This is a genomic window from Marinobacter shengliensis, assembly GCF_003007715.1.
GTDB classification, from domain to species: Bacteria; Pseudomonadota; Gammaproteobacteria; order Pseudomonadales; family Oleiphilaceae; genus Marinobacter; species Marinobacter shengliensis.
This window is the reverse complement of sequence record NZ_PXNO01000019.1, coordinates 243,211-265,615: the sequence shown is the minus strand read 5'-3', so window position 1 is coordinate 265,615 and position 22,405 is coordinate 243,211. Positions and strand designations below refer to the sequence as shown.

Genomic DNA, 22,405 nt, shown 5'->3' with positions numbered 1-22,405 from the left:
CATCGGGGCCATCCGGCCCCGATATTCTTCCTTGCCTTGTTGTTGTCGTTGCGAAATTTTGCTGTCTGGGGTAGAAAACCCGTTCGTGAGCTAACAAAACACAGGAGCAGGCATGCTAGAGGTAACCCGTAAGCTGGTGGAGCTGTTGGACTTGTCCCCCATCGGTGATGATCATTTTCAGGGTGAAAGCGAAGACCTGGGATTCCCCCATGTGTTTGGTGGTCAGGTACTGGGGCAGGCCCTGATGGCAGCCAGTCGCACCGTCGAGGACCGGCTGTGCCATTCGTTGCATGCCTATTTTCTGCGCCCGGGCAACCACAGCATGCCGATTGATTATGAGGTGCAGAGGGTGCGTGATGGCGGCACCTTCTCGGTGCGTCGTGTGATTGCCCGCCAGGATGGCAAGGAAATTCTGACCGGCTCCATGTCGTTCCAGGTGACCGAACCGGGGCTGGATCACCAGTTGGAGATGCCTGAGGCACCAGAACCTGAGTCACTGCGTTCCGAGCAGGACTGGGGCAAGATGATCGCAGAAAAGTTACCGGAAAAACTGCGGGATGTGATGACCAAGGATCGTCCGATTGAAATCCGCCCGGTCAATCCAATGAATCCGTTCAAGCCAGAGAAACGCCCGCCCCATCGGCAGAACTGGTTCCGGGCGGCAGGGCCCCTTCCGGACGATCCGGTGTTGCACCGGTGCCTGTTGACCTACGCCTCCGATTTCACCTTTCTCGGTACGTCGCTGAACCCCCATGGCCGAACGTTTATGAGCAAGGGGATGCAGGTGGCCAGCCTGGACCACGCTATCTGGTTCCACCGGGATTTTCGCATGGACGACTGGCTGCTGTATGACAAGGACAGCCCCAGCGCGTCCGGTGCGCGGGGGTTTAACCGGGGCAACTTCTTTACCCGGGACGGCCTGCTGGTGGCGTCAACGACTCAGGAAGCGCTGATTCGCGAGCGCCTGGGCTGACCAGACATCCAGTCAATCATCCCGTCAAAGGGCAGCGGCCTGGTCAGAATGTACCCCTGAATCAGGTCGCAGCCCATGTCTTCCAGCAGGCGCAGCGTTTCGTCATCCTCAACCCCCTCCGCAACCACCGTGTAGCCCAGGCTGTGACACATATCGATGGTGGTCCGCACGATCACCCGGTCTTCCTCCCGATGCGACAGTTCGGTAATCAGTGACCGGTCGATTTTGATCTCACTGGCCGGCAGCTGTTTGATGTACGACAGTGAAGAGTACCCGGAGCCGAAGTCGTCGATGGACAGGGGGATGCCCGCCGCGTTCAGGGCATTGAGTGCTTTCAGAGAGTTCACAGGGTCTTGCATCATCGAGGTTTCCGTTACCTCAAAGGTAATGGCACCCATATGGGAGTGAAAGCTCTGCATCAGGCGCTGAACGAATACCGCGAAATCCGGCTCCCGGAGGTTGTTGGGCGAGATATTAACCGCTATGCCTGCGTCGAAGCCCAGCTCCAGCAACCGGCTGCGCATGTGCAGGGCTTCCTGCAGTACCCAGCGGGTCAGGGGTTTGATCAGTCCGCTTTGCTCCGCCAGGGCAATGAGCTCGTCCGGTGCGACCGGTTGTTCGCGGTCTGGCCAGCGGATCAGGGCTTCATATCCGACGATCTGGCCGGACTTGAGCGACAACTTGGGTTGTAGATACAGCGCCAGCGTGTTGTTGTCGATGGCGTGTCGGAGTTCCGATACCAGGGTTAGTCGTTCTGCACTGTAGGAATCCCGGGACGGCTTATAGTAGGCAATCCCCCGGTCCCGGGCACGGTCAGAGCCTTCGGCAATCACCGCACGCCGAATAAGAGTGTTGGCGTCTGTGCCGTGTTCGGGATAGATCGCCACCCCAAGTTGCGGCGCTAGTGGCACCTGCATACCCAGGAAATCAACCGGGTAACGGACTTCCTCAATGCTTCGCAGCACCGCCCGGGTGGCAGCTTCGGCTTCGCTGGCATCAACCAGGAAGGCAAAGGTTTGCGGGTCCAGGCTGGCCACGTAAAAGTTTCGGACGTCGCTCTGCTCAATGGCAATGGCGCCCGGTACATCCCGAATCACCGCATTGTAATGCTTGGACGCGAGCTCCAGGATGCGATCGCTGTTGCGATGGCCCAGGGTCTTGGTCACCGAGTTCAGGTTGTTGAGGTGAATAATCACCACGCCATAGCGTTTGCGGTCATTCGAGTGGGTGAGCTCACTCAGTTTCATTTCGAAGCTGCTGCGATTGGGGAGGCCTGTCAGTGGGTGGTGCAGGGCCTGGTCCATCAGCCGCAGCTCGGCTGATCGCCGGGCTTCCAGTGCCCTCAACTCGGCTTCCCGGGCCAGAACCTTGTCTTGGCGTTCCCGGTAAATACGTACCGCCAGTGCCAGGCTTAGCAGAATGGCCTCCAGTGCGGAGCCTATTTGCATGCCGTAGGCGGTGATGAAGTTGGTGGGGATCAGGCCATACTTGTTGGCTGCGGTAATGGCGCTGCCCAGGGTTAGAGCGCCCCAGGCCAGGGTGTAGTAGACCGCCTGGGGATTGCCGCGAACCCATTGGAGCGGTCCCACCACCGTCAACAGCAGGCAGCTGGGAATGGCGAGTGCAACCGTCAGGCGGCTGCCGGTGCTGTAATCGGTGAAGAAGGTGATGACCGCCATCAGAACATTGAGGGTAATGGTTAGCAGAATCAGCCGGTCAAGCCCTGGGCTGGACCGTTTCAGTCTCAGGAACGAGCGTGAGAACAGGAGGGTGAAGACCATAGCAAACGGCACGGTCAGCAGCATGGCCCGGTTCTGTATGGCTGGGAGGTTTGGCCACAGTAACTGATAGGTGATGCCGTTCAGGCTGCCTACAAGGATCAGGTAACCGAGGGTGGATAACACATAAAGTAGGTAGACCGGTTCCCTCAGTGCCAGAAACACAAACAGATTGAAGCAGATAACGGTAATCAGAATGCCGTAGTAACCGGCGTGCAGCTGGCTTGCGACAGAGGCTTTCTCGAAATAACTGCGGCTGTTCCAGAGCTTCAGGGGAATCTGCATGGCGCCCTGGGTCTCTACACGTAGCAGGATCTGGTAGGCGCTCTCCGGTTGCAGCTGGAACGGGAACAGGAAGTGAGGGTGCTGAACTGGCCGCTCCCGGAACGGTTTCTGATCGCCGGTGCTGTCATGGCGGACGATATCGCCGTCTTGGATCAGGTAAAAATCAATGTGATCAAGCTGTGGGTAGCTGATTTCCAGCAGGGTGATGAGTTCCGGATTGCTGACTGGAAAGCGAAGCCAGATGTGGTCTCGGATGTAGCCGAAATTGGGCGTTTTCTCCGGCAATACCTGCCAATCGTCCGAGGCCAGGGCCTGTTGGGGGGACAGACTGGTGTCTGGCGTCAGCCGCAGGTATTCCATGTCTGGGATGTACGAGGGCTCGGCCGGCTGGGCGTTCAGCGGCATCGTTACCAACAGAAACAGCAGGGCCAGAAGCTTAGCCGGGTTCATCAGAGTCACAGGTTACCGTTATTGTCGTTATGCTGACGAGTATGGCCTGTCGCCGGAGGCGGCTCAAGCATCACGGTTCGTAGATTTGGTAACTTGTGTAAAGATTGGTCAAATCCCGTTAACCCAGTTTTTTGCCCAGGGCACGGCCTCGGATTCCGGCTCCATGGTTTCCAGGGCATCCACTCTCAGGGAATCGCCTACCTTGCGGGCGCCGGTTTCGTAAAACGCTTCTTCGATCAAATCGCCGGCACCGCAGAAAGTGTCTCCGTAGGAACTGTCGCCCAGCACAATGATACCGAACGGCCGGCCGGGCTGCTGAGGCAGTTGTTCCCTCAGGGCCAGGTAAAAGGGCAGCAGGTTGGCCGGTATCTCGCCTTGCCCGGTGGTGGAGGTGCAAACCAGAAGGGCGTCGTCATTGTTGGTGATGTCATCAAGCTGAGGGTTTTCCAGCACGACCACCTGGTGCCCGTCGGTTTCCAGTTCCTCGCGAATCTTGCGGGCCGTCAGCAGGGCGCCACCATAAACACTGCCCACCAGAACTCGAATTGCTGCCATGTCACCACCTATATTTGTCAGGACTTCGGCCCCCTGGCCAACCGGGGCTGATCATAGCGATGGTGTCCCGCAGGCTCAAGCCCGGGTTTCTGTTGACTCCGTGATGCCCTGGCTTCTTACCCGGGGCGCGATACGGTTCCTGCCCGCATCTTTGGCGTTGTACAACTGGATATCAGCCTGTTTGAGTAATTCATTCACCGAACCCGCCTTGGAAATGGAACAGACTCCGGCACTGATGGTGACTGGCAGCGTCTCGCCCTGATATTGGAACTGTGTGCTGGCTACCTCTGCCCGAAGCCGCTCGGCCAATGCCAGGGCTTGCAGCAGGCTGGTGTCTGGAAGTAGCAGGAGAAATTCTTCCCCGCCCCAGCGGGCGGCCAGGTCGGATTGTCGCACCACGGTATGGGTAAGGTCGGCGAACTGACGGAGCACCGCGTCGCCAGCGTTGTGGCCATGGTCGTCGTTGATGCGTTTGAACAGGTCCAGGTCAATCAGCACCACAGAGAAATGGTGGCCAGCGCGTTTGAAACGGGAGAACTCGGTATCCAGCCGGTTCTGCATTTCCCGACGGTTGGCCAGTCCGGTCAGCTCGTCGGTGCGGGCTGCACGTTCATGGGTTTTGGCCAGCGCCAGGAGCCTGTTCCGGGCCCGCAGGCGCCCCGCTTCCAGTACAAAGCAGAAAATGGATTCAAAGGTCAGGGTGGCAAAGAAGCGAATTTTGAAGTCGGTGGAGTATTCCGCGGTCACCAGGGGTAGCCCCGGAAACTGGAAGACGATGATCGCCAAGAGATAACAGAACAGCAGAATAGCAGTCCCGCCTTTCAGACTGGTCAGGTAAAAAAGCAGCGGAGGGAATACATAGAACCACAAAGGCCCGGTGTTGCCCTCGCCGCCTGACGCCAGGAGGTAGGCGAACAGGAGCCCGACGGTGGTCAGCAGGCCGGCCTTCTGAACAACCCGATCCCGCGTCCAGGCGTACCAGATCATGTTGAACGCAACAGGAACAATGAACAGCCAGAGCACCCAGGCATGAACCGGGTGCTCCGCATACCAGGCCTTGGTGCCAATACCCGCCAGAAACACGACGGCCATCACGGACAGGCCATTGAGCAAGCGGGAGATTTGCCGCTCTTCCTGTTCCCGGGAGCTGGCGTGGTCGGCTAGGGTGTCGTGGGTCATGGGCGTTTTTATCGTTTTTTGACGCTCTTTCCGGAAGTATGCGCCAAATTATGTAGCATTTGCAGTCCCTCTTTACGGGAATGTGACGCCTGCCTTGCGTGTCAGTTTTGTTTCAATTTTATGGCAAAAATTTTATAGTTTGCCCCCCGTGGCATGACTGCCCGATGTTCATTCAGCTCACAAGAGATGACATTGATTATGGCCCGCTCCAGCAACTTTCTGGATACCCTCCTCACCAGCCCCGCCACGGAACGGTATCGGGTCGGCCTGAGTGTTCTGTTTCTGCTTATCGTCTGGCTTGTGGTTGGCTCCTTTAGCCAGGGCCTGCCCAATAATATGCTGTTGATGGCGGCGGCTGTTATTGGCGGTTACATGGCCATCAACATCGGCGCCAATGACGTCGCCAACAACGTCGGCCCGGCGGTCGGTTCGGGTGCCCTGTCGCTCGGCGGCGCTGTTTTGCTTGCGGCGGTGTTTGAAGCCGGTGGCGCGATCATTGCCGGGGGCGATGTGGTTTCAACCATTAAGGGCGGCATCATTGATCCCACCAACCTCGATGACCCGAGAGCCTTTGTCTGGCTGATGACCGCAGCCTTGCTGGCTGGCGCCCTGTGGCTGAACCTGGCCACCTGGATGGGCGCGCCCGTGTCCACCACCCACTCGATAGTTGGAGGCGTTCTGGGGGCCGGTATTGCCGCTGGCGGCTGGGCCATCGCCGACTGGTCGGTGATGGGCAAGATCGCTGCGAGTTGGGTGATTTCCCCGGTACTGGGTGGCGCCCTGGCGGCCTTGTTCCTGTTTGTGATCAAAAAGACCGTGCTGTACCAGAAGAACCTGGTGTCAGCGGCCCGCACCTTTGTGCCCTGGCTGGTGGCCATCATGGCGTGGGCCTTCGGCACTTACCTGATGATCAAAGGTGTGAGCAAGCTGGTGAAGCTGGACTTCACCCAGTCCGCCTTGATTGGTCTGGCATTGGCGGCAGTGGTGTTTTTCGCCATGAGAACCCTGGTCGGCCGCAAGGCGGCGACGATGGAGAACAGCACCGATGGTGTGAATATGCTGTTCACCTGGCCGTTGATCTTTGCCGCTGCGCTGCTGAGCTTTGCCCACGGCGCCAACGATGTGGCCAATGCCATTGGTCCGCTGGCGGCCATTAATGATGCCATCCAGGCCGGTGGCGGTGTGGTCACCTCGGCCAGCATCCCGCTTTGGGTGATGTTGGTCGGTGCTCTGGGTCTTGCGGTGGGCCTGATGCTGTTTGGCCCACGCCTGATCAAGACGGTCGGCAGCGAAATCACCGAGCTGGATAAAACCCGTGCGTTCTGTATTGCCTTGTCTGCAGCACTCACCGTTATCCTTGCTTCCCAGTTGGGGCTGCCGGTCAGCTCCACCCATATTGCCATTGGTGGCGTATTCGGGGTTGGTTTCCTGCGGGAATACCTGAAATCCAACTATGCCACCCAGTTGCACAAGATCATGGAGCACCATGATCCGGCGGAGCAGGAGCGACTGAAGCCGTTCCTGGAAGATTTCCGCAATGCCTCTGTCGAGGAAATGGAGAATCTGCTGAAGCAGGCCAAGAAAAAGAAGGATCAGGTGCCGCTGTCCAAGTCTGAACGCAAGCGCCTGAAGAAGATCTACAAGGAAGAAATGGTCAAGCGCTCGCACCTGTTCCGGATTGCTGCCGCGTGGATCATCACTGTGCCGGCGTCTGCCCTGATGGCGGCGTTCCTGTTCTTCGCCCTGCGTGGTTTGATGATCTGATGGTTTATGCGGGGCTGGTTACCGCCCTGCGGATTGGCCATACTATGGGCATCAGGCCCTGAACGGGCCGCTTTGCTTTAACGCTATCCATAATCGGGGAGTCAGGAATGAGTTCATCTTCCGAGAGCCGTCAGGCCAAGATGATTGAAGAGTTGCGGGTGTTCATCAAGAAGGTGATGAGCGAGCCGACCATTGCGGTCAAATCCATGGATATTGCCCGCAAATACAAGGGACAGCCGAATTCCGATGAGTTGATCGCTCGCGAGATCAGTGCCAACACCACCATCCGGATTCCGGAGAACTGGAGCGAGGCAGACAAGATGTTTCTGGAGATCCTGCACGAGGTGCTGGATGACGAAGAGGCGCTTTACTGATTCTAGCTTTGGCGTGGGCCGCTTTTTGGCTTCGGGCTTTGGAGTAGGTTGGGGCTTGTGGGAGCCCTTTCCAAAACACGCTGTGAATACTTCCCTGTACGCTCTGCTCCGCCATCCATGGCTCCGCAAGGTTTTGGAAAGGGCTCCCACAAGCCCCGCCCCATAACTTTGAGAGGGTTTCGCTAAGCTCAGGCCTGTTTGGCTTCTTTCTGGTTTTGATTTAAAACCGCTTCCGCCATCTGGTGCAGGATGGCAATCTCATCGGCAATGCCATCCTCGTTCGACAGTTCCCGCTGTTCCTTGAGAATATCTTCCAGAATTTCCGGTGTTGTTAACGGGTTGGCCAGGACCACCCGGAAGACGATGCACGGGAAGTGGTAGTAACGGGCCGGCTCCAGTCGGGTTCGGGAGACGAATGCCTTGCCTCGCTCCCGCTGGGTTTTCTGGATGAATTTGGTGATGCGGTTCAGGCAGGTGTTCATTTTCTCTGCCTGCAGTTCGTCGGCCATGGCCAGTGCCTGGCGTACGTCTTCCGGGCAATAGCGGTAGGTCAGGATGTTCAGTTCCGGGCGGGTGACCAACTCGAAATCCGGTTGTTCATCGATCATGTTGGCAAAGGTTTTGGCTTTGTCGATGCCCTGGTCGATGAGGATTTCGTAGCCTTCTCTGGCGAGGATTTTCAGGCCGGAGTGGATCAGCATGGCCATGCCCGGGCGGGAGCCTTCGAGGGTGGTGCTGCCGAGGTCTCTTGAGCCTTTCCGGATGATGTACTGGGCGTGGTGTTCTACCGCGCTGGCCAGGCTGGGGTCTTTGAAGACCACCAGGCCGGCGCCCATGGGTACGTAGAGCTGTTTGTGGGCGTCGAAGGTGACCGAGTCGGCTTTCTCGATGCCGCGCAGCAGGTGTTTGTGGGTGCGGGAGAACAGGGTTGGCCCGCCCCAGGCGGCGTCGACGTGGAAGTGGGCGCCGAATTCCCGGGCGATGTCGGCCATGGCGTCCAGCGGGTCGACGTTGCCGGTTTCGGTGGTGCCGGCCACGCCGCAGATGGCCATGACTTTGATTTTCTGTTTCTGCAGTTCCAGGCATTTATCCCGCAGGGCATCGGGCTGGATGCGGTTGAATTCGTCGGTTTCCACCGGCACCAGGGCGTCGCGGCCCAGGCCGAGTACGTCGGCGGCTTTGCGCAGGGAATAGTGGCCGCGCTTGGAGACAACGATGGCGGCGCCTTCGCAGCCGTAATACCTCAGTGCCCGGAACAGGCCTTCTTCGTGCAGGCCGCGGAAGCTGCCTTCGGCGGGGAAGGCGCGGTTGCGGGCGACCCACAGGGCGGTGAGGTTGGCAACGGTGCCGCCGGAGCACATGGCGCCCAGGGCGTGCCGGGGGTCGTGCATCCATTTGCGGTAGAAGGAGCCGTCCTGCTGGTACACCAGCCGGTGAATCATGCCCAGTACCTGGCGCTCCAGCGGGGTGAAGGCTTTGGAGGTTTCGGTTTTTACCAGGTTCTGGTTCAGGGCAATCATGATTTTGGACAACGGCAGCATGAAATAGGGCAGTGCCGAGGTCATGTGGCCGATGAATGCCGGTGAGGCGGTGTGCACCGAGTTGGCGACCAGTTTGTCGAGCAGGAATTGGGCCTGTTCGGAGACGAATACCGGCTTTTCCGGAATCACGGAGTCGGCGAAGTTTTTTTCGACATCGCTCAGGTCGCGTTCAACGGCGACGATGTGTTCCTGGAGGAAGCCCGCCAGGTTCCGGGAGATGTTCTGGTCGATGCGGCTCAGGGTGGATTCCGGCGCCTCGGGCACCGTGAATACGCGATACATGGCCTCAACGGAGGCCTGGGCGGATTTTTTCTTTCCGGTCATAGAGCCACACACTTCTTTCAGTGGTTATCCGCAAGGTCGGTTCCGGAAACCCGGCGGACGAAGCCGGGCGTTGCCCGACACTCGTAGTATAGCCTGCGTGCTTGCAGGTCATGTATTCCCTGAGGGGCGGTAGTATAAGGCCTGAACAGGAATGACGCTATGCCTCGAGGGCCATGGGGATTTTGGCCTCTGTTGGGGTCAGAGGATTTCCCGGTGGACGTCGAGGATGGCGGCGTCGATGCGGTCCTGGATGTCTTTTTCAATCTGGTCGAGGCGCTGGGTGATTTGCTGGGCGCTGGCGCCGAGGGCGGCGATGGTCCAGGTGGCGCAGTCGAGGGCGTCGTGGTCGGCGGTTTCGGCGACGGCGAGGTCGGGTTCTTTGCCCCAGATGGCTTTCATGGCGGTGAAGGCTTTGCGTTTGGCTTTGAGGTCTTCGCAGGCGTAGAGCTGGAAGTGTAGGGTGAGGACGCCTACGTGGGGGGTGATGTCCTGGTGCTGTTGTGGGTTTTTGCCTTCTTTGAGCAGTTTTCTCAGGGCTTCTGACATGTCTGGTTTGGCTCGTTTGGTGCAGGAACCGGTGAGGGTGGGCTGTTCAAAACACGCTGTGGATACGTCCTTGTACGCTCTGCTCCGCCATCCATGGCTCCGCAAGGTTTTGAACAGCCCACCCTCACCGCTTCCCGAACGGTATACGGGGAGTCGCTTCAGCCGGTTGCCCTGGCTTTCGGGACAGGCTGTCTGGGTTTCCCCTAGCCTACTACAGGCGTCCCCCGTTTGATAATCGCCGCCGGGTTGGTGCCGGAGGGCAGGTTGCCGTAGTTCATGCCGCCGCTGGATTGCAGTCTTGAGGCGCAGAAGGCGTCTGCGACGTCTTTATCGCCGAAGCGCAGCAGCAGGGAGCCTTGCATGGTCAGGGCCATGCGGTCGACGAGGTTGCGGGCACGGTACTGGAAGTCGCTGATGTCGGCGAAGTCGTGCTGGAGCTGTGCCAGGAACTGGTCGAAGCGGCGGTCGGTGCCACGGGCTTCGGCGGCTTCTTTGAAGAAGGCGTCCAGGGTTTCGGGTTCTTTCTGCAGGGCGCGGAGGGTGTCGAGGCACTGGACGTTGCCGCTGCCTTCCCAGATGGCGTTGACCGGAGACTCCCGGAACAGTCGGGGCATGATGCAGTCTTCCATCACGCCGCTGCCGCCGATGCATTCCATGGCTTCGTAGGCGTGGTTGGGGGTGCGTTTGCAGATCCAGTATTTGCCTACGGGGGTGGCCAGGCGGGCCAGCAGGCGTTCGTGCTCGTTGCCCTGGTTGTCCATCGCCCGGGCCACGCGCATGGTGTAGGCGAGGGCGGCTTCGTTTTCGATGATCAGGTCGGCCAGTACGTTCTGCATCAGCGGCTGGTCGCTCAGGCGGGCGCCGAAGGCGCTGCGGTTGTGGCAGTGGTGGCTGGCCTGGGCGACGGCCTGGCGCATGCCGGCGGCGCTGCCGATCATGCAGTCGAAGCGGGTCATGGCGACCATTTCGATGATGGTTCTGACGCCGCGGCCTTCTTCACCGACCATCCACGCCAGGGCGCCGGGGATTTCCACTTCGCTGGAGGCGTTGGCAACGTTGCCCATTTTGTTTTTCAGCTGCTGTACCTGCCAGGGGTTCTTTGTGCCGTCCGGGCGCCATCTGGGCATCAGGAAGCAGGACAGGCCGCTGGTGGTCTGGGCCAGGACCAGGAAAGCGTCGCACATGGGGGCAGAGACAAACCATTTGTGGCCGACCAGTTCGTAGGGCTGGCCCGGGCCTTCCTGGCCTGTCGGGTAGGCCACGGTGGTGTTGGCACGTACGTCACTGCCGCCCTGTTTCTCGGTCATGGCCATGCCGATGGTCACGGAGGTTTTGTCGGTGTCTGGTACGTTGCGGCTGTCGTATTCGTTGGCCAGGATTTTCGGGGCCCAGAGCTTGGCCAGGTCAGGCTGGTTCTGGATCGACGGGATGGCCGCGAAAGTCATGGTGATCGGGCAGCAGTGCGCCGCTTCTACCTGGGAGTGCAGGTAGTATTTGGCGGCGCGGGCGACGTGGGCACCCTTGCCGGGGTTGGTCCAGGGTGAGCTGTGCAGGCCATTTTCCAGGGCCACTCGCATGAGTTCGTGGTAGGCCGGGTGGAACGTAACTTCGTCTACCCGATGGCCGTATCGATCGTGAGTGCGAAAGGTGGGCTTGTTGGCGTTGGCCTGGTTGCCCAGGTCAATGGTATCCGCCTGGCCGGCCCAGGCGCCAAACTGACTCAGGTCGTCGTTGGCGAAGCCGGCGCCCTCTCGCAGTACCGCCTCCCGCAGCGCGGTGTCCTGTTCGTAGAGGTTGTAGTTCTCCAGCGGTCGTGGCTGGTTGATCACCTCGTGGGTGGCCGACAGGTAGCGGTTGTCGGCGGTGGACTCAGTCTTGCGCTGCGGGCTGTTCATGGTTAGCTCCTGGTGCCGGTCAACCCCCGTATGCAGAAGCAGACGATGGTGTTGACCAGCTCATCTTCGTTGTTGTCTTGCCCCGGCGGTATGTCTGTCTGGGTTGGTGACAGTGGCCCCACCAGGGATTCTGATATTGCGCCCACCAGGCAGGTACTGGCGAGCCGGGCGTTCTGGTCCGGTATGCAGCCCTCGGCTATGCCGTCCCGGATCGCTTGTTCAAAGAGGCTGGCGTAGGCCTTTCGGTAAACCAGTCGCTCTTCTTCTACCTTTGGATCCACCGGTTCGGCGATCAGGGCCCAGGCTTTCATGGGGCCTTTGAGGGCCCTCTGGGCAAATTTCCTCAAGGCGTTGTCGAGGCGTTCAACGGCGTTCCCGTATACGTTGAGCGCTTCGGCCACCTTGTCGACTTCCCGCTGGGTGGCCAACCGGAAGATTTCGGCAAAAAGGTCCTCGCGGGACTCGAAATGCCGATAGATGGTGCCGGTGGCGACGCCGGCCAGGCCGGCAATCCTGGTGATACGGGCACTTCGGAAGCCACCTTCAGCGACACATTCCCAGGTGCGCTCGATGATGTTCTGGCGTGCCCGGGCTTTCCGTTCGCGCATCTTTTCGGTTTCACGATAGGCCATGCCGGCTCCTTACAAGTAGTGAATCATGGTTCATTCTTTGTGTCAATTTGCAGTCGTTTGTTTTGTCATGCAAGACATCTTTAAAATCATGGGCTTGAGATTGGATACAAAAAGTTACAAAAAAGTGGTTGTCAGGAAATAGCGTCGTCACCAAAACCGGATTATAAAGACGCCAAGACGGGGCCGCAGGCGGCCGGCGGTCGAGACGGGGTGCTGTCAGGCGTAGAGCCAACAGTACTTGTAGTTCTGTTTTCGTTGATGGAGAAAATACCATGAGTGAATTCGACGAAAGCAATCTGGAGCAGTCCGGTAACTGGACCAGCGACAGTGACGATAACCATTCCATTGCCGGCAGGGCACGGGTCAGGGCCCAGTTGCAGGCTGATATCGAAGCATTCCTGCAAAGTGGCGGTCGGATACAGGAGGTGGACACCACCTTCCGTGCGGACTCCCCACGCAAGGTGGAAGTAGGGTTTAACAACCGATCCATCTGATTCCCTTCGTTGGCGGGCGGCGACTGTCATCCTGAGGCAGGGCCGTCCGTTTTTTGTCACTGGATTGTCATCGGTCAACGGCACACTGGGCTCAAACCTGCAATGCGTGGCCTCTGGGGTGTATGATGTCATCACTTTCCAAAGCCATCCATATTCAGGAGGTTATCCGTGTCCAAACAGCGCCCGCCGATATCAAGCCGAGCCTATCCGTCGACCCGTTTGCGTCGTAACCGCGCCAGTGATTTTTCCCGCCGACTGGTTCGGGAAAGTCAGCTGTCGCCTGATAACCTGATCTACCCGGTGTTTGTGCTTGAAGGCGAGAACCAGCGTGAGGCGGTGCCGTCCATGCCGGGGGTGGAGCGCCTGAGCGTCGATCTTCTGGTGGAGCAGGCTGCGGAACTGGTGGAGCTGGGCATTCCGGCGGTGGCGCTGTTTCCGGTCGTCCCTGCTGAGAGGAAGAATCTGTCTGGCTCGGGTGCCTGGGATTCGGACGGTCTGGCTCAGCGGGCGGTTCGTGCCTTGAAGAAAGCTCAGCCGGAACTGGGCGTGATCACCGACGTTGCCCTGGACCCGTTCACCACCCATGGCCAGGATGGCATTATTGATCATAACGGTTATGTGTTGAACGATGTCACCGTTGAAGCTCTGGTGAACCAGGCGTTGTCCCATGCCGATGCGGGGGCTGATGTGGTTGCCCCTTCAGATATGATGGACGGTCGCGTGGCGGCTATCCGCGATGCCCTGGAAGGTGCCGGTTATGTGAATACCCGGATTCTGGCCTACTCTGCCAAGTATGCCTCCAGCTATTACGGCCCGTTCCGGGATGCGGTCGGTTCTGCCGCCAACCTGGGCAAGGCCGACAAGGCGACGTATCAGATGGATCCGGCCAACAGTGACGAAGCCATTCATGAAGTGGCGATGGATCTGGCCGAGGGTGCCGATATGGTGATGATTAAACCGGGCATGCCTTATCTGGATATTGTGCACCGGGTGAAAACCGAACTGCAGGTGCCCACGTTTGTCTATCAGGTGAGCGGCGAGTACGCCATGCATATGGCCGCTGCGCAGAACGGCTGGCTGGATGGCGATGCGGTGATGATGGAGAGCCTGATGGCCATGCGCCGTGCCGGTGCTGACGGCATCCTGACCTATTTTGCAGTGCGCGCGGCGAGACTGATGAGGGATCGTTCGCGGGCATAGAGGGGCTTGAAGGCGCCCGAAATAACCATGGATATAAAGAGTAATGACAACCGAGAATGCGCAAACCGCAGAGATCAGTGACCAGAGTGTGCCTGCGCCGGTAGATGTACCGCCGGTGGGTGAAGACATCAATCTGGACGCCAGTGAAAACTATTTCAACCGCGAGCTGAGTCAGCTTCAGTTCAACTACCGGGTGTTGAAGCAGGCGCTGGATACCACTCATCCGCTGATCAACCGGTTGATCTTCTGCTGCATTTTTAGCAGCAACATGGACGAGTTCTTTGAAATCCGGGTGGCGGGCCTGCGCCAGCAAATGAAGTACGGTCGGGAGACCGTGGGCGTGGACGGCATGCAGCCAGACCAGGTGCTGGCGGAGATCAGCCGGGTGGCCCACGACTACATCCACGAGCAGTACGACATCATCAATAACGTGCTGATCCCCGAGCTGGAGAAAGAGAACATTCACTTTGTCCGGCGCCGTGAGTGGACGCCGGCCCAGGCAGAGTGGGTGCGGAACTACTTCGAGGAAGAGATATTACCGGTGGTCAGCCCCATCGGGCTGGATCCGTCGCACCCGTTCCCACGCCTGGTGAACAAGAGCCTCAACTTCATCGTTGAACTCGATGGCAAAGACGCCTTCGGTCGGGAAACCGGCATGGCCATTGTGCCCGCCCCCCGCTCCTTGCCTCGCCTGGTTCGGCTGCCGGATGACGTCTGTGACGGCGGCGACAACCTGGTGTTTCTGTCATCAATGATCCATGCCCATGCGGACGAGTTGTTCCCGGGCATGGAAGTGAAAGGCTGCTACCAGTTTCGGTTGACCCGTAACGCTGACCTTGAGCTGGAAGACGACCTGGAAGACCTGGCCTCGGCCCTGCGCGGCGAATTGTTGAGTCGCCGGTTTGGTGACGGAGTGCGTTTGGAGGTGGCCGACAACTGCCCGGAGGAGTTGGTGCAGTTTCTGTTGCGGGAGTTCGGTCTGACCGAGCGGGACCTGTATCAGGTGCATGGGCCGGTCAACCTGACCCGTCTGATGGCCGTTGGCAGCCTGGTGGATCGCCCCGACCTGACCTATTCCAGTTTTTCACCCTCGATTCCGCGCCAGATTCGCAGCAAGGAATCCATGTTTGATGCCATCCGCAAGCGGCCCTTGCTGTTATTGCATCCCTATGAAAACTTCAGCCCGGTGGTCGACCTGCTGCGTCAGGCGGCGAAAGATCCCCATGTGCTGGCGATCCGCCAGACCCTGTACCGCACCGGAGCCGACTCCGAAATTGTCGAGGCGTTGGCGGATGCCGCCCGACGGGGCAAGGAAGTGACTGCCGTTATTGAGCTGCGGGCCCGGTTCAGCGAGGCAGAAAACCTGGAGCTGGCAAGCCGTCTGCAGGAGGCGGGGGTTATTGTGGTATACGGCGTGGTGGGCTACAAAACCCACGCCAAGATGATCCTGATTGTGCGCCGGGAAGAAGGCCGGCTGCGCCGTTATGTGCACCTGGGTACCGGTAACTACCATGCCGGTAACGCCCGGCTGTACACCGATTACAGCTTCATGACCTGCGACGAATCCATCGGTGACGATGTCAACAAGCTGTTCCAGCAGCTGACCGGCATGGGCAAGGCATTGAAGATCAAGAAGTTGTTTCACGCCCCCTTCACCCTGCACAATCGCCTGATCAGTCTGATAGAGCGGGAAGCCGGGCTTGGGGAGAACGGGCGGATTATCTTCAAGTTCAACGCCCTGACCGAGCCGCAGGTGATCAAAGCCCTGTACCGGGCGTCCCAGGCCGGTGCCAGTATTGATCTGATCATTCGTGGTATCTGCTGCTTGCGTCCCCAGGTGCCGGGCCTGTCAGAAAATATCCGGGTGCGGTCCATCATCGGGCGCTTTCTTGAGCATACCCGGGTATATTATTTCGGCAACAACGGCAAACCCGACGTTTACTGTTCCAGCGCCGATGGTATGGAGCGGAACCTGCTGAGCCGGGTTGAGACCGCCTTCCCGATCGAAGAGCCGGCGCTGATTGAGCGGGTGACCGAGGATCTGGATACCTATCTTTCAGATAACTGCCAGTCCTGGGTATTGCAGTCTGATGGCAGTTATCTACAGAATCAGCCAGAAGAAGGTGAGGAGCGCCTGGCTTCGCAGCTGGTGTTGCTGGACCGGTTAACCTCTAAACCGAATTAATACGCTGGCCCCGGCCAGCAGGAAATAAAAACACAACAGGATTGGAACCTTGAATCTTAAACGTTGGACCATCGCCGGCACGGCGATACTGGTAGTGGCTGGCGTAGCCCCCTGGGGCGTGGGCTATCTGACTGAGCAACATTGGCTGAATGCGACCGAGGAAGTCAACAATGCCCAGCCATTCCTGCGCATGGAAACCGATCGGTACCGGCGCGGTGTGATGAGCTCCGAAGTGTCTGGCACAGCCACCTTTCTGGACCCGGCCACGGGCGAGAGTAACCGCATAGATTTTGAGGTTCAGGTTTCTCACGGCATTACTGGCAGCCACTTGAATTTCAGACCTACGGAAGGCTGGCAGCCGGAGGGGGCAGGCTGGTTCCCCAACGACGAACCAAAACTGACACTGGAAACCCGGCTTTGGGGTTCCGCCACGCTGGAATTGCAGGCCCCTGCTATCGAGATCAGCGAGCCACACGGTGGTGGTGTTTTGCGCAGCAGCGGTGGTCTGGCACGGATTGATATTGGCCGTTTGGGTGAAAAAGCCGACATGCTGGTTGTCTGGCCGGCGGTGGTGCTGTCCGGGCCGGAGATGAATGTCACCATTGAAAACGTGCACATGGAGCAGAGCCTTGCCTGGTTATCCGGTGATATCTGGATCGGCGCCGGTGCGGTCACGATTGATGCCTTGACCATGCAGGGTCCTCAGGTGCCACCCGTGGCGTTTAACGGTATCGCCCTGAGCAGTCATAGCGAGGCAGACCGAAAAGGCGAGCGACTGGATTCCTCGATTGCCCTGGAGCTGGACTCCGTTGTCTTTGATGACGGTACCTTCGGCCCGCACCGGATAGAGTTCGCTGTAGATGGTCTTGATGTTGCCAGCTGGAATGAGTTCAGTTCGGTGATGACCGACATGCAGCTGATGGCGGCGCAGGCCAGTCAATCCCCGCAGGCGGCGTTCGAGCAGCAGATGGCCCTGATGCAGCGGTTTAACGACTCGGTTCGCGGGCTAGCGGCCGCCGGATTTTCCGCAGGCATCCGGGAGTTGAGCCTGGATACGCCAGAGGGAGCCGTACAGGGAAGCCTGGACCTGTCCCACCCGGAGTTGTCTGAGAGTGAGCGGGCCAACATGCTGATGGTGATGCAGGGGTTAACCGGGGCGCTGGACTTCCGTATGCCGTTGGCCCTGGCTGAGAACTATCCGGCCGTGCGCATGCAGGTGGCACCCTTGATCAAACAGGGGTTACTGGTGGATGCCGGCGACCAATTGGTCATGACTGGCCGTCTGCGGGATCTGGTTCTGGATATCAATGGCATCGAGATTCCGATGCCGCCACTGCTTTAATCCCTTCTTGAAAAAGCCCAGCCGATGGTTGCCGCCGGCTGGGCTTTTTTATCGGTTTCCGCTCAGGACTTGCTGAACTTCTCTTGCAGGGCATTTGCCACTGCGGGGTCGACGAATTCGGAGATGTCGCCACCGAGCGAGGCGATTTCCCGGATCAGGGTCGATGAGATGTACGACAGGTGGTTGGCGGGTGTCAGGAACACGCTCTCCACTTCTGGTGCCAGGCGGCGGTTCATGTCGGCGAGCTGGAATTCGTACTCGAAGTCGGAGACTGCGCGCAGGCCGCGGAGTATGACGGTGGCGTTCTGTTCCCGTACGAAGTCGGCGAGCAGGTTGCTGAAGCCGGTGACGCTGACGTTCGGGAGGTGGGCGGTGGCTTGCCGGACCAGTTCGCAGCGTTCTTCGAGGTTGAGCAGGGGCTGTTTCTTCGGGTTGTAGGCGACGGCGACGACGATTTCATCGAACATGCGGCCGGCGCGTTCTATGAGGTCGGTGTGGCCGTTGGTGATGGGGTCGAAGGTGCCTGGATAGATGACTTTGGGCATGCACAGCTCCTTTTGTTGATGGGCCGTAGGATAGCAGGAACCTTTGGTGGGCTGTAGTCCAGAGCCCTGTTCAACGCTGTCTTAGTTGTGTGCCATGCATATGCAGCGCCTCCCCTCCCGGGAAACGCTACAAGCACATCCATGTGCGCTTGACTCAGGCCATCCCTGGCCTTCGACATTCCCGGGAGGGGAGGCACTGCATATGCGAGCTGACAATCCGCATGCCGCTCCGGCAATCCAATTATGCCCCGCTCAACTTCTGCGCCAACCGGTTACTGTTCCTTGCCGCCAATGCATACACCGACAACTGCGGATTCGCACCGATGCTGGTGGGGAAGATGGACGCGTCGTGGATGCTCAGGTTGGCTACCTGGTGGTGTTCGCCGAAGCCGTTGACCACGGAGTTTTTCGGGTCGGCGCCCATGCCGCAGCCGCCCATCTGGTGTGCGGTGAACAGGCGGGCGCGGTGGGGTTTCATGGGGAGTTGGTTGATGGCGTCTTTGGCTTGGGTCCAGCTGGTGTACCAGCCGGAGTCCAGGTGCACGGCCTGGACGGCTTCGGCGCCGGCGGCGAACTGGATTTCGGCCATGTCCAGGTAGGCCTGGCGAATGCCTTGCCAGAGGTAGTCTGTGATGGGGTAGTCCAGTACCGGGCTGCCGTCGTCCCGCAGGCTGACGGTGCCGCCGGGGCTGTCTTCGTGGAAGCCGTCGCGCAGCAGGGCGATGACGGATTGCATCCAGGGCAGTTGGCCGAGGTTGTCTCTCTGTTCCTGGCCGTGGCCGGGGACGACGCCGGCGGCCATGGCCGGGTGTAGCGGCGGCACTTCCAGTTTGTAGCCTACCGGGCCGTCGACGCCGTGTTTGAAGTTGAATTCGTCGGAGTAGATCGACTGCGGCGCACCGTAGAAGGGATCAACCTTGGCGGGCATACGGGCGACGGTGGCGTTGACCGGGTGAATGAATGAGCGTTTGCCGACGCGCTTGTAGGGGTCCGGCAGTTCTGAGCGCAGCAGCAACCCGGGGGAGCCGATGGCGCTGGCGGCGACTACGAAGTGGCGGGCTTTGAGGGTGACGGTGACGCCGGAGGGCGTGACACCGTTCGGGCCCATGGCGCTGGCCTGCAGGTGGTCGATGCGGTCCTGGTTCATCACCAGCCGGTCGGCGCGCAGGCCGTGGAACAGTTGGGCGTTGTTGTCCAGGGCGCCAGGGATGGTAGTCATCAGCGCGCCCTGTTTGGCGTTGGTGGGGCAACCGACGCCGCAGTAGCCCAGGTTCCAGCAGCCTTTGACGTTCCGGGGGATCACCTGCCAGGAGTAGCCGAGCTTTTCACAGCCTTGCTTGAGGATGTCGTTGTTCAGGTTTGGTGGTGTTACCCATGGCGCCATGGTGTGGCGTTCTTCCCGGCCCTGGAACCACGGGGCCATGGTGTCCGGGGCCAGGTCGCTCAGGCCCAGGTTCTGGCTCCAGTAATTGAGGGTTTCATCCGGCGTGCGGAAGCTGCTGGTCCAGTTCACGGTCGTCGAACCGCCCACGCAGCGGCCCTGCAGAATGGCGATAGCGCCGTCGGCGGTGACCCGGCTCATGCCTTCCTGATACAGGCTGGCATAGGACGTCAGCTCATCCATCTTGAAGTCTTTCTGGTAATACAGCCGGCCTTCTTCCACCAGAATCACCGACAATCCCTGCCGGGCCAGAATCTCCGCTGTGGTGCCGCCACCGGCACCGGTGCCGATGACCACCACATCCGCTTCCACGGTTTGATCGGTGGTCAGTTTGCTGGCATCAGTAACATTCCAGCCAGAAGCCAGGCCCCGGGCGATAGGATCGTTCATGGACATACTGCTCTCCGTAATCTGCGATGGGGTCAGGCGTTGTGGAACTGGGGCAGGGCATCAACCGCCCAGGCGGGTGGCCCGGGGTAGCCAGACAAGTGCCAGTGCGCGTCGTGGCCATAAAACGCCACGTTACTGATCTTGGTCAGCGCGATGTAGCCGTTGTTCAGCAGACCAATCCGGCTATCCCGCCACCGGTTGAGAAACGCCTCGGCACTCTCGGTACTGACTGACGGCCAGTCCGACCACACCCGCGCCAGGGTTATCCGGGTGGGCGCGAAATTCAGCAGATCAAACAGCTTGCGCAGCTCCTTCTGATTCGCCGGCCCGAACATCACAATGCCCTGATCAATCCGCTCAATGGTCCCGGCAATCGCATGTTGCCGCTGATTCGGCTCCTCCGGCAGCGCACCGGCAAACATCGCCGGCAACAGCGCCTCGAACAGGGCAATATCATCCCGGCTCAAAAACTCGAACTGGTAACTGGCGTCCATACGGGAATCAACGGCACTTACCCGCCCGGCGGGGGCCGTAGCACAGCCTGTGAGGCCGGCGGTCATACTGACGGTGCTCAGGAACATGGCGCCGCCGAGGCCGGTTTTCAGGAAACTGCGTCGGCTAAGCTCCGGTCGATCTTCAGGGCAGTATTTCGGGGAAGGCGTGGTCATTGTTGAGGCTTCTTTTAACGTTATTGTTATAGGGCGGCAGGCACTGTGCCGGTGGCTGGGGTGTGGTGCGTCTTTCCAAGACTGTGCAAAACAGGGATGTTTTGCTCAAGCCTACATGGGTCAGTTCGAGCGATTATGAAGCGAAGCTTCATGCGACAAACTGACGACGGCAATCTATGATTGCCGGCCGGACCCCGCAGGGGTATTTACGGCGTGTCCCGGAAAGGCATCTCACCTCCCGGCCCGCACCCAACCCGAAGGCTGGGGCGAGCGGGGCTTCAGCGAATAAACAGCTTATAAACCATCCGATGGGCAGCCGTTCCGTGCGGCGCATAGACAAACTTACCGCTGTTGAACTTCTGCTTGGTAAAGATCGCCCGATGATGGGAGAAGGTCAGGAACCCTTCCTTACCATGGTAATGGCCCATACCGGAATCACCGATGCCACCAAACGGCAGATCATCCTGCGCCACATGCATCAACGCATCGTTGATACACATACCGCCAGACAGCGTGTTATCCACCACAAACTGCTGATGCGACTTGTCATAGCCAAAGAAATACAGCGCCAGCGGACGCGGCCGATCATTGATGTAATGAACGGCTTCCTCCAGACCGCCGTAACTCACCACCGGCAGAATCGGACCGAAAATCTCATCCTGCATCACCTTCATATCCGGCGTGGTTTTCAATACCAGCGTCAGCGGAATCTTCCGGGTGCCGTCCTTCATGTTCTCATTGGCCGGATTGATCTCCACCAACTCGGCACCCTTGGCCCGGGCGTCCTCCAGATAGCTCTGCAGGCGATCGTACTGGCGCTCATTGATGATCGCCGTGAAATCATCGTTATCCCGCAGGCTTGGATACATCTCCGCAAACTTCGCGCGGAACTCATCCACAAACCCCTGAACCCGATCCGCCGGGCATAGAACGTAATCCGGCGCCACACAGGTCTGGCCCGCATTAAATGCCTTACCGAAAGCAATCCGCTGGGCCGCGTCTTCCATCGGCACATCCGGAGACACAATCGCAGGCGACTTGCCGCCCAGTTCCAGGGTCACCGGCGTCAGGTTTTCTGCGGCCGCGCGCATCACCAGTTTGCCTACCGAGGTGGAACCGGTGAACAGCAGGTGATCAAAGGGGCGCTGGGAGAAGTCAGCGGCCACGTCCGCCTCGCCGGTAATCACCGACACCAGGTCCTCCGGGAACATGGATTCAATGATTTCCTTGAACAGTGCGGAGGTGTGCGGAGTGAATTCCGACATCTTGATCATGGTGCGATTGCCGGCAGCCAGAGACGCCACCAGTGGGCCGACAGCCAGATACAACGGATAGTTCCAGGGCACGATCACACCTACCACACCCTTGGGCTGGTAATGCACCTTGTTGCTGGCGGGCTGGAACAGCACCGAAACGTGCCGCTTGGACGGTTTCATCCACTCGTTCAGATGTTTGATCGTGTAGTTGATACCCTGGATGGATGGCATTACCTCGGCAATCAGGGTTTCATCTTTGGAACGGCAGCTGAAGTCCCTGTCAATGGCCTCTACCAGGCGGTCCTGATGGCTTAGCAAGGCACGCTTGAGCCGTTTCAGATTCTCCTTGCGTTCGGTCAGAGACGGCATCGGGTTGTTCCGGAACGCCTTCTTCTGGTCCTCAAACACGCGATGGGTGTGCTGAATCTGCTTTTTGCTCTCGGTGAGCTGGACGACAGTGGCTCCCATGTTTCTCTCCCCATTGGCTGCCGGGCGATACCCTGAGCCTGTTGTTTTTGGTTGGCTAAAATCTGGACGATTTGCACTTGAGGCTATTATTAGAGTATATACTCTAGGCAGTCAAGAAAT

At 59.1% G+C, this 22,405-nt stretch carries 18 protein-coding genes; 7 read left to right on the top strand and 11 right to left on the bottom strand.

Features of this window, described 5'->3' with window-relative positions:
- The first annotated feature begins 112 nt into the window (after positions 1 to 112).
- Positions 113 to 973: an acyl-CoA thioesterase II gene (tesB, locus tag C7H10_RS04980; RefSeq protein ID WP_106693986.1), complete on the top strand. Its 861-nt coding sequence runs from the start codon at positions 113 to 115 to the stop codon at positions 971 to 973.
- On the opposite strand, the gene C7H10_RS04975 is transcribed toward tesB, so the two are convergent.
- From C7H10_RS04975 to C7H10_RS04965, 3 genes are all read right to left on the bottom strand, one after another.
- Positions 940 to 3,486, bottom strand: coding sequence for an EAL domain-containing protein (locus tag C7H10_RS04975; protein ID WP_106693985.1), 2,547 nt, complete (start codon positions 3,484 to 3,486; stop codon positions 940 to 942). The genes tesB and C7H10_RS04975 overlap by 34 nt on opposite strands.
- Positions 3,487 to 3,594: 108 nt before the next feature.
- On the bottom strand, positions 3,595 to 4,041 hold the full coding sequence (locus C7H10_RS04970; RefSeq protein ID WP_106693984.1) for a flavodoxin: 447 nt from the start codon (positions 4,039 to 4,041) through the stop codon (positions 3,595 to 3,597).
- Positions 4,042 to 4,116: 75 nt separating this feature from the next.
- The gene (locus C7H10_RS04965) at positions 4,117 to 5,220 is read right to left on the bottom strand and encodes a GGDEF domain-containing protein (RefSeq protein WP_106693983.1); all 1,104 of its coding nucleotides are present in this window, start codon (positions 5,218 to 5,220) and stop codon (positions 4,117 to 4,119) included.
- A 198-nt stretch (positions 5,221 to 5,418) separates the two neighbouring features.
- Between C7H10_RS04965 and C7H10_RS04960 the strand changes: the two genes are divergently transcribed.
- Together C7H10_RS04960 and C7H10_RS04955 are read left to right on the top strand one after the other, a co-directional pair.
- On the top strand, positions 5,419 to 6,984 hold the full coding sequence (locus tag C7H10_RS04960; protein ID WP_106693982.1) for an inorganic phosphate transporter: 1,566 nt from the start codon (positions 5,419 to 5,421) through the stop codon (positions 6,982 to 6,984).
- A gap of 107 nt (positions 6,985 to 7,091) precedes the next feature.
- A complete protein-coding gene (locus C7H10_RS04955) occupies positions 7,092 to 7,358 on the top strand; it encodes a hypothetical protein (protein ID WP_058091522.1) in 267 nt (88 codons plus the stop codon).
- Positions 7,359 to 7,546: 188 nt separating this feature from the next.
- Here the strand turns inward: C7H10_RS04955 and panP are convergent, their stop codons facing one another.
- From panP to C7H10_RS04935, 4 genes are all read right to left on the bottom strand, one after another.
- The gene (gene panP, locus C7H10_RS04950; protein ID WP_106693981.1) at positions 7,547 to 9,223 is read right to left on the bottom strand and encodes a pyridoxal-dependent aspartate 1-decarboxylase PanP; all 1,677 of its coding nucleotides are present in this window, start codon (positions 9,221 to 9,223) and stop codon (positions 7,547 to 7,549) included.
- 198 nt (positions 9,224 to 9,421) lie between these two features.
- A complete protein-coding gene (locus C7H10_RS04945; protein WP_061330836.1) occupies positions 9,422 to 9,769 on the bottom strand; it encodes a DUF503 domain-containing protein in 348 nt (115 codons plus the stop codon).
- Positions 9,770 to 9,972: 203 nt separating this feature from the next.
- Positions 9,973 to 11,664 carry an isovaleryl-CoA dehydrogenase gene (locus tag C7H10_RS04940; protein WP_106693980.1) on the bottom strand — a complete coding sequence of 564 codons (1,692 nt, stop codon included), beginning with the start codon at positions 11,662 to 11,664 and terminating at the stop codon, positions 9,973 to 9,975.
- 2 nt (positions 11,665 to 11,666) lie between these two features.
- Entirely contained in the window at positions 11,667 to 12,296 is a 630-nt protein-coding gene (locus tag C7H10_RS04935) for a TetR/AcrR family transcriptional regulator (protein WP_106693979.1), read from the bottom strand.
- A gap of 272 nt (positions 12,297 to 12,568) precedes the next feature.
- Between C7H10_RS04935 and C7H10_RS04930 the strand changes: the two genes are divergently transcribed.
- The 4 genes from C7H10_RS04930 (at position 12,569) to C7H10_RS04915 (ending at position 17,517) form a co-directional block, all read left to right on the top strand.
- Complete coding sequence (locus C7H10_RS04930; protein WP_061330833.1) at positions 12,569 to 12,790, top strand: hypothetical protein; 222 nt, start codon at positions 12,569 to 12,571, stop codon at positions 12,788 to 12,790.
- A 168-nt stretch (positions 12,791 to 12,958) separates the two neighbouring features.
- Positions 12,959 to 13,990 carry a porphobilinogen synthase gene (gene hemB / locus C7H10_RS04925; RefSeq protein WP_171039992.1) on the top strand — a complete coding sequence of 344 codons (1,032 nt, stop codon included), beginning with the start codon at positions 12,959 to 12,961 and terminating at the stop codon, positions 13,988 to 13,990.
- 43 nt (positions 13,991 to 14,033) lie between these two features.
- Positions 14,034 to 16,175, top strand: a complete 2,142-nt coding sequence (ppk1, locus tag C7H10_RS04920; RefSeq protein WP_061330832.1) for a polyphosphate kinase 1 — start codon at positions 14,034 to 14,036, stop codon at positions 16,173 to 16,175.
- A 49-nt stretch (positions 16,176 to 16,224) separates the two neighbouring features.
- The gene (locus C7H10_RS04915; RefSeq protein ID WP_106693978.1) at positions 16,225 to 17,517 is read left to right on the top strand and encodes a DUF945 family protein; all 1,293 of its coding nucleotides are present in this window, start codon (positions 16,225 to 16,227) and stop codon (positions 17,515 to 17,517) included.
- 62 nt (positions 17,518 to 17,579) lie between these two features.
- On the opposite strand, the gene coaD is transcribed toward C7H10_RS04915, so the two are convergent.
- From coaD to C7H10_RS04895, 4 genes are all read right to left on the bottom strand, one after another.
- Positions 17,580 to 18,062 carry a pantetheine-phosphate adenylyltransferase gene (coaD, locus tag C7H10_RS04910; protein ID WP_106693977.1) on the bottom strand — a complete coding sequence of 161 codons (483 nt, stop codon included), beginning with the start codon at positions 18,060 to 18,062 and terminating at the stop codon, positions 17,580 to 17,582.
- Between the two features lie 241 nt (positions 18,063 to 18,303).
- A complete protein-coding gene (locus C7H10_RS04905; protein ID WP_106693976.1) occupies positions 18,304 to 19,899 on the bottom strand; it encodes a GMC family oxidoreductase in 1,596 nt (531 codons plus the stop codon).
- A gap of 26 nt (positions 19,900 to 19,925) precedes the next feature.
- Positions 19,926 to 20,561 carry a hypothetical protein gene (locus C7H10_RS04900; protein ID WP_106693975.1) on the bottom strand — a complete coding sequence of 212 codons (636 nt, stop codon included), beginning with the start codon at positions 20,559 to 20,561 and terminating at the stop codon, positions 19,926 to 19,928.
- Positions 20,562 to 20,839: 278 nt separating this feature from the next.
- Positions 20,840 to 22,285: a coniferyl aldehyde dehydrogenase gene (locus C7H10_RS04895; protein ID WP_106693974.1), complete on the bottom strand. Its 1,446-nt coding sequence runs from the start codon at positions 22,283 to 22,285 to the stop codon at positions 20,840 to 20,842.
- Positions 22,286 to 22,405 lie beyond the last annotated feature (120 nt).

Excerpts from the sequence above, each read along its gene's own strand:
- tesB (WP_106693986.1), top strand. The coding sequence starts at position 113 with ATGCTAGAGGTAACCCGTAAGCTGGTGGAGCTGTTGGACTTGTCCCCC.
- C7H10_RS04975 (WP_106693985.1), bottom strand. The coding sequence starts at position 3,486 with ATGAACCCGGCTAAGCTTCTGGCCCTGCTGTTTCTGTTGGTAACGATG.
- C7H10_RS04970 (WP_106693984.1), bottom strand. The coding sequence starts at position 4,041 with ATGGCAGCAATTCGAGTTCTGGTGGGCAGTGTTTATGGTGGCGCCCTG.
- C7H10_RS04965 (WP_106693983.1), bottom strand. The coding sequence starts at position 5,220 with ATGACCCACGACACCCTAGCCGACCACGCCAGCTCCCGGGAACAGGAA.
- C7H10_RS04960 (WP_106693982.1), top strand. The coding sequence starts at position 5,419 with ATGGCCCGCTCCAGCAACTTTCTGGATACCCTCCTCACCAGCCCCGCC.
- C7H10_RS04955 (WP_058091522.1), top strand. The coding sequence starts at position 7,092 with ATGAGTTCATCTTCCGAGAGCCGTCAGGCCAAGATGATTGAAGAGTTG.
- panP (WP_106693981.1), bottom strand. The coding sequence starts at position 9,223 with ATGACCGGAAAGAAAAAATCCGCCCAGGCCTCCGTTGAGGCCATGTAT.
- C7H10_RS04945 (WP_061330836.1), bottom strand. The coding sequence starts at position 9,769 with ATGTCAGAAGCCCTGAGAAAACTGCTCAAAGAAGGCAAAAACCCACAA.
- C7H10_RS04940 (WP_106693980.1), bottom strand. The coding sequence starts at position 11,664 with ATGAACAGCCCGCAGCGCAAGACTGAGTCCACCGCCGACAACCGCTAC.
- C7H10_RS04935 (WP_106693979.1), bottom strand. The coding sequence starts at position 12,296 with ATGGCCTATCGTGAAACCGAAAAGATGCGCGAACGGAAAGCCCGGGCA.
- C7H10_RS04930 (WP_061330833.1), top strand. The coding sequence starts at position 12,569 with ATGAGTGAATTCGACGAAAGCAATCTGGAGCAGTCCGGTAACTGGACC.
- ppk1 (WP_061330832.1), top strand. The coding sequence starts at position 14,034 with ATGACAACCGAGAATGCGCAAACCGCAGAGATCAGTGACCAGAGTGTG.
- coaD (WP_106693977.1), bottom strand. The coding sequence starts at position 18,062 with ATGCCCAAAGTCATCTATCCAGGCACCTTCGACCCCATCACCAACGGC.
- C7H10_RS04905 (WP_106693976.1), bottom strand. The coding sequence starts at position 19,899 with ATGTCCATGAACGATCCTATCGCCCGGGGCCTGGCTTCTGGCTGGAAT.
- C7H10_RS04900 (WP_106693975.1), bottom strand. The coding sequence starts at position 20,561 with ATGACCACGCCTTCCCCGAAATACTGCCCTGAAGATCGACCGGAGCTT.
- C7H10_RS04895 (WP_106693974.1), bottom strand. The coding sequence starts at position 22,285 with ATGGGAGCCACTGTCGTCCAGCTCACCGAGAGCAAAAAGCAGATTCAG.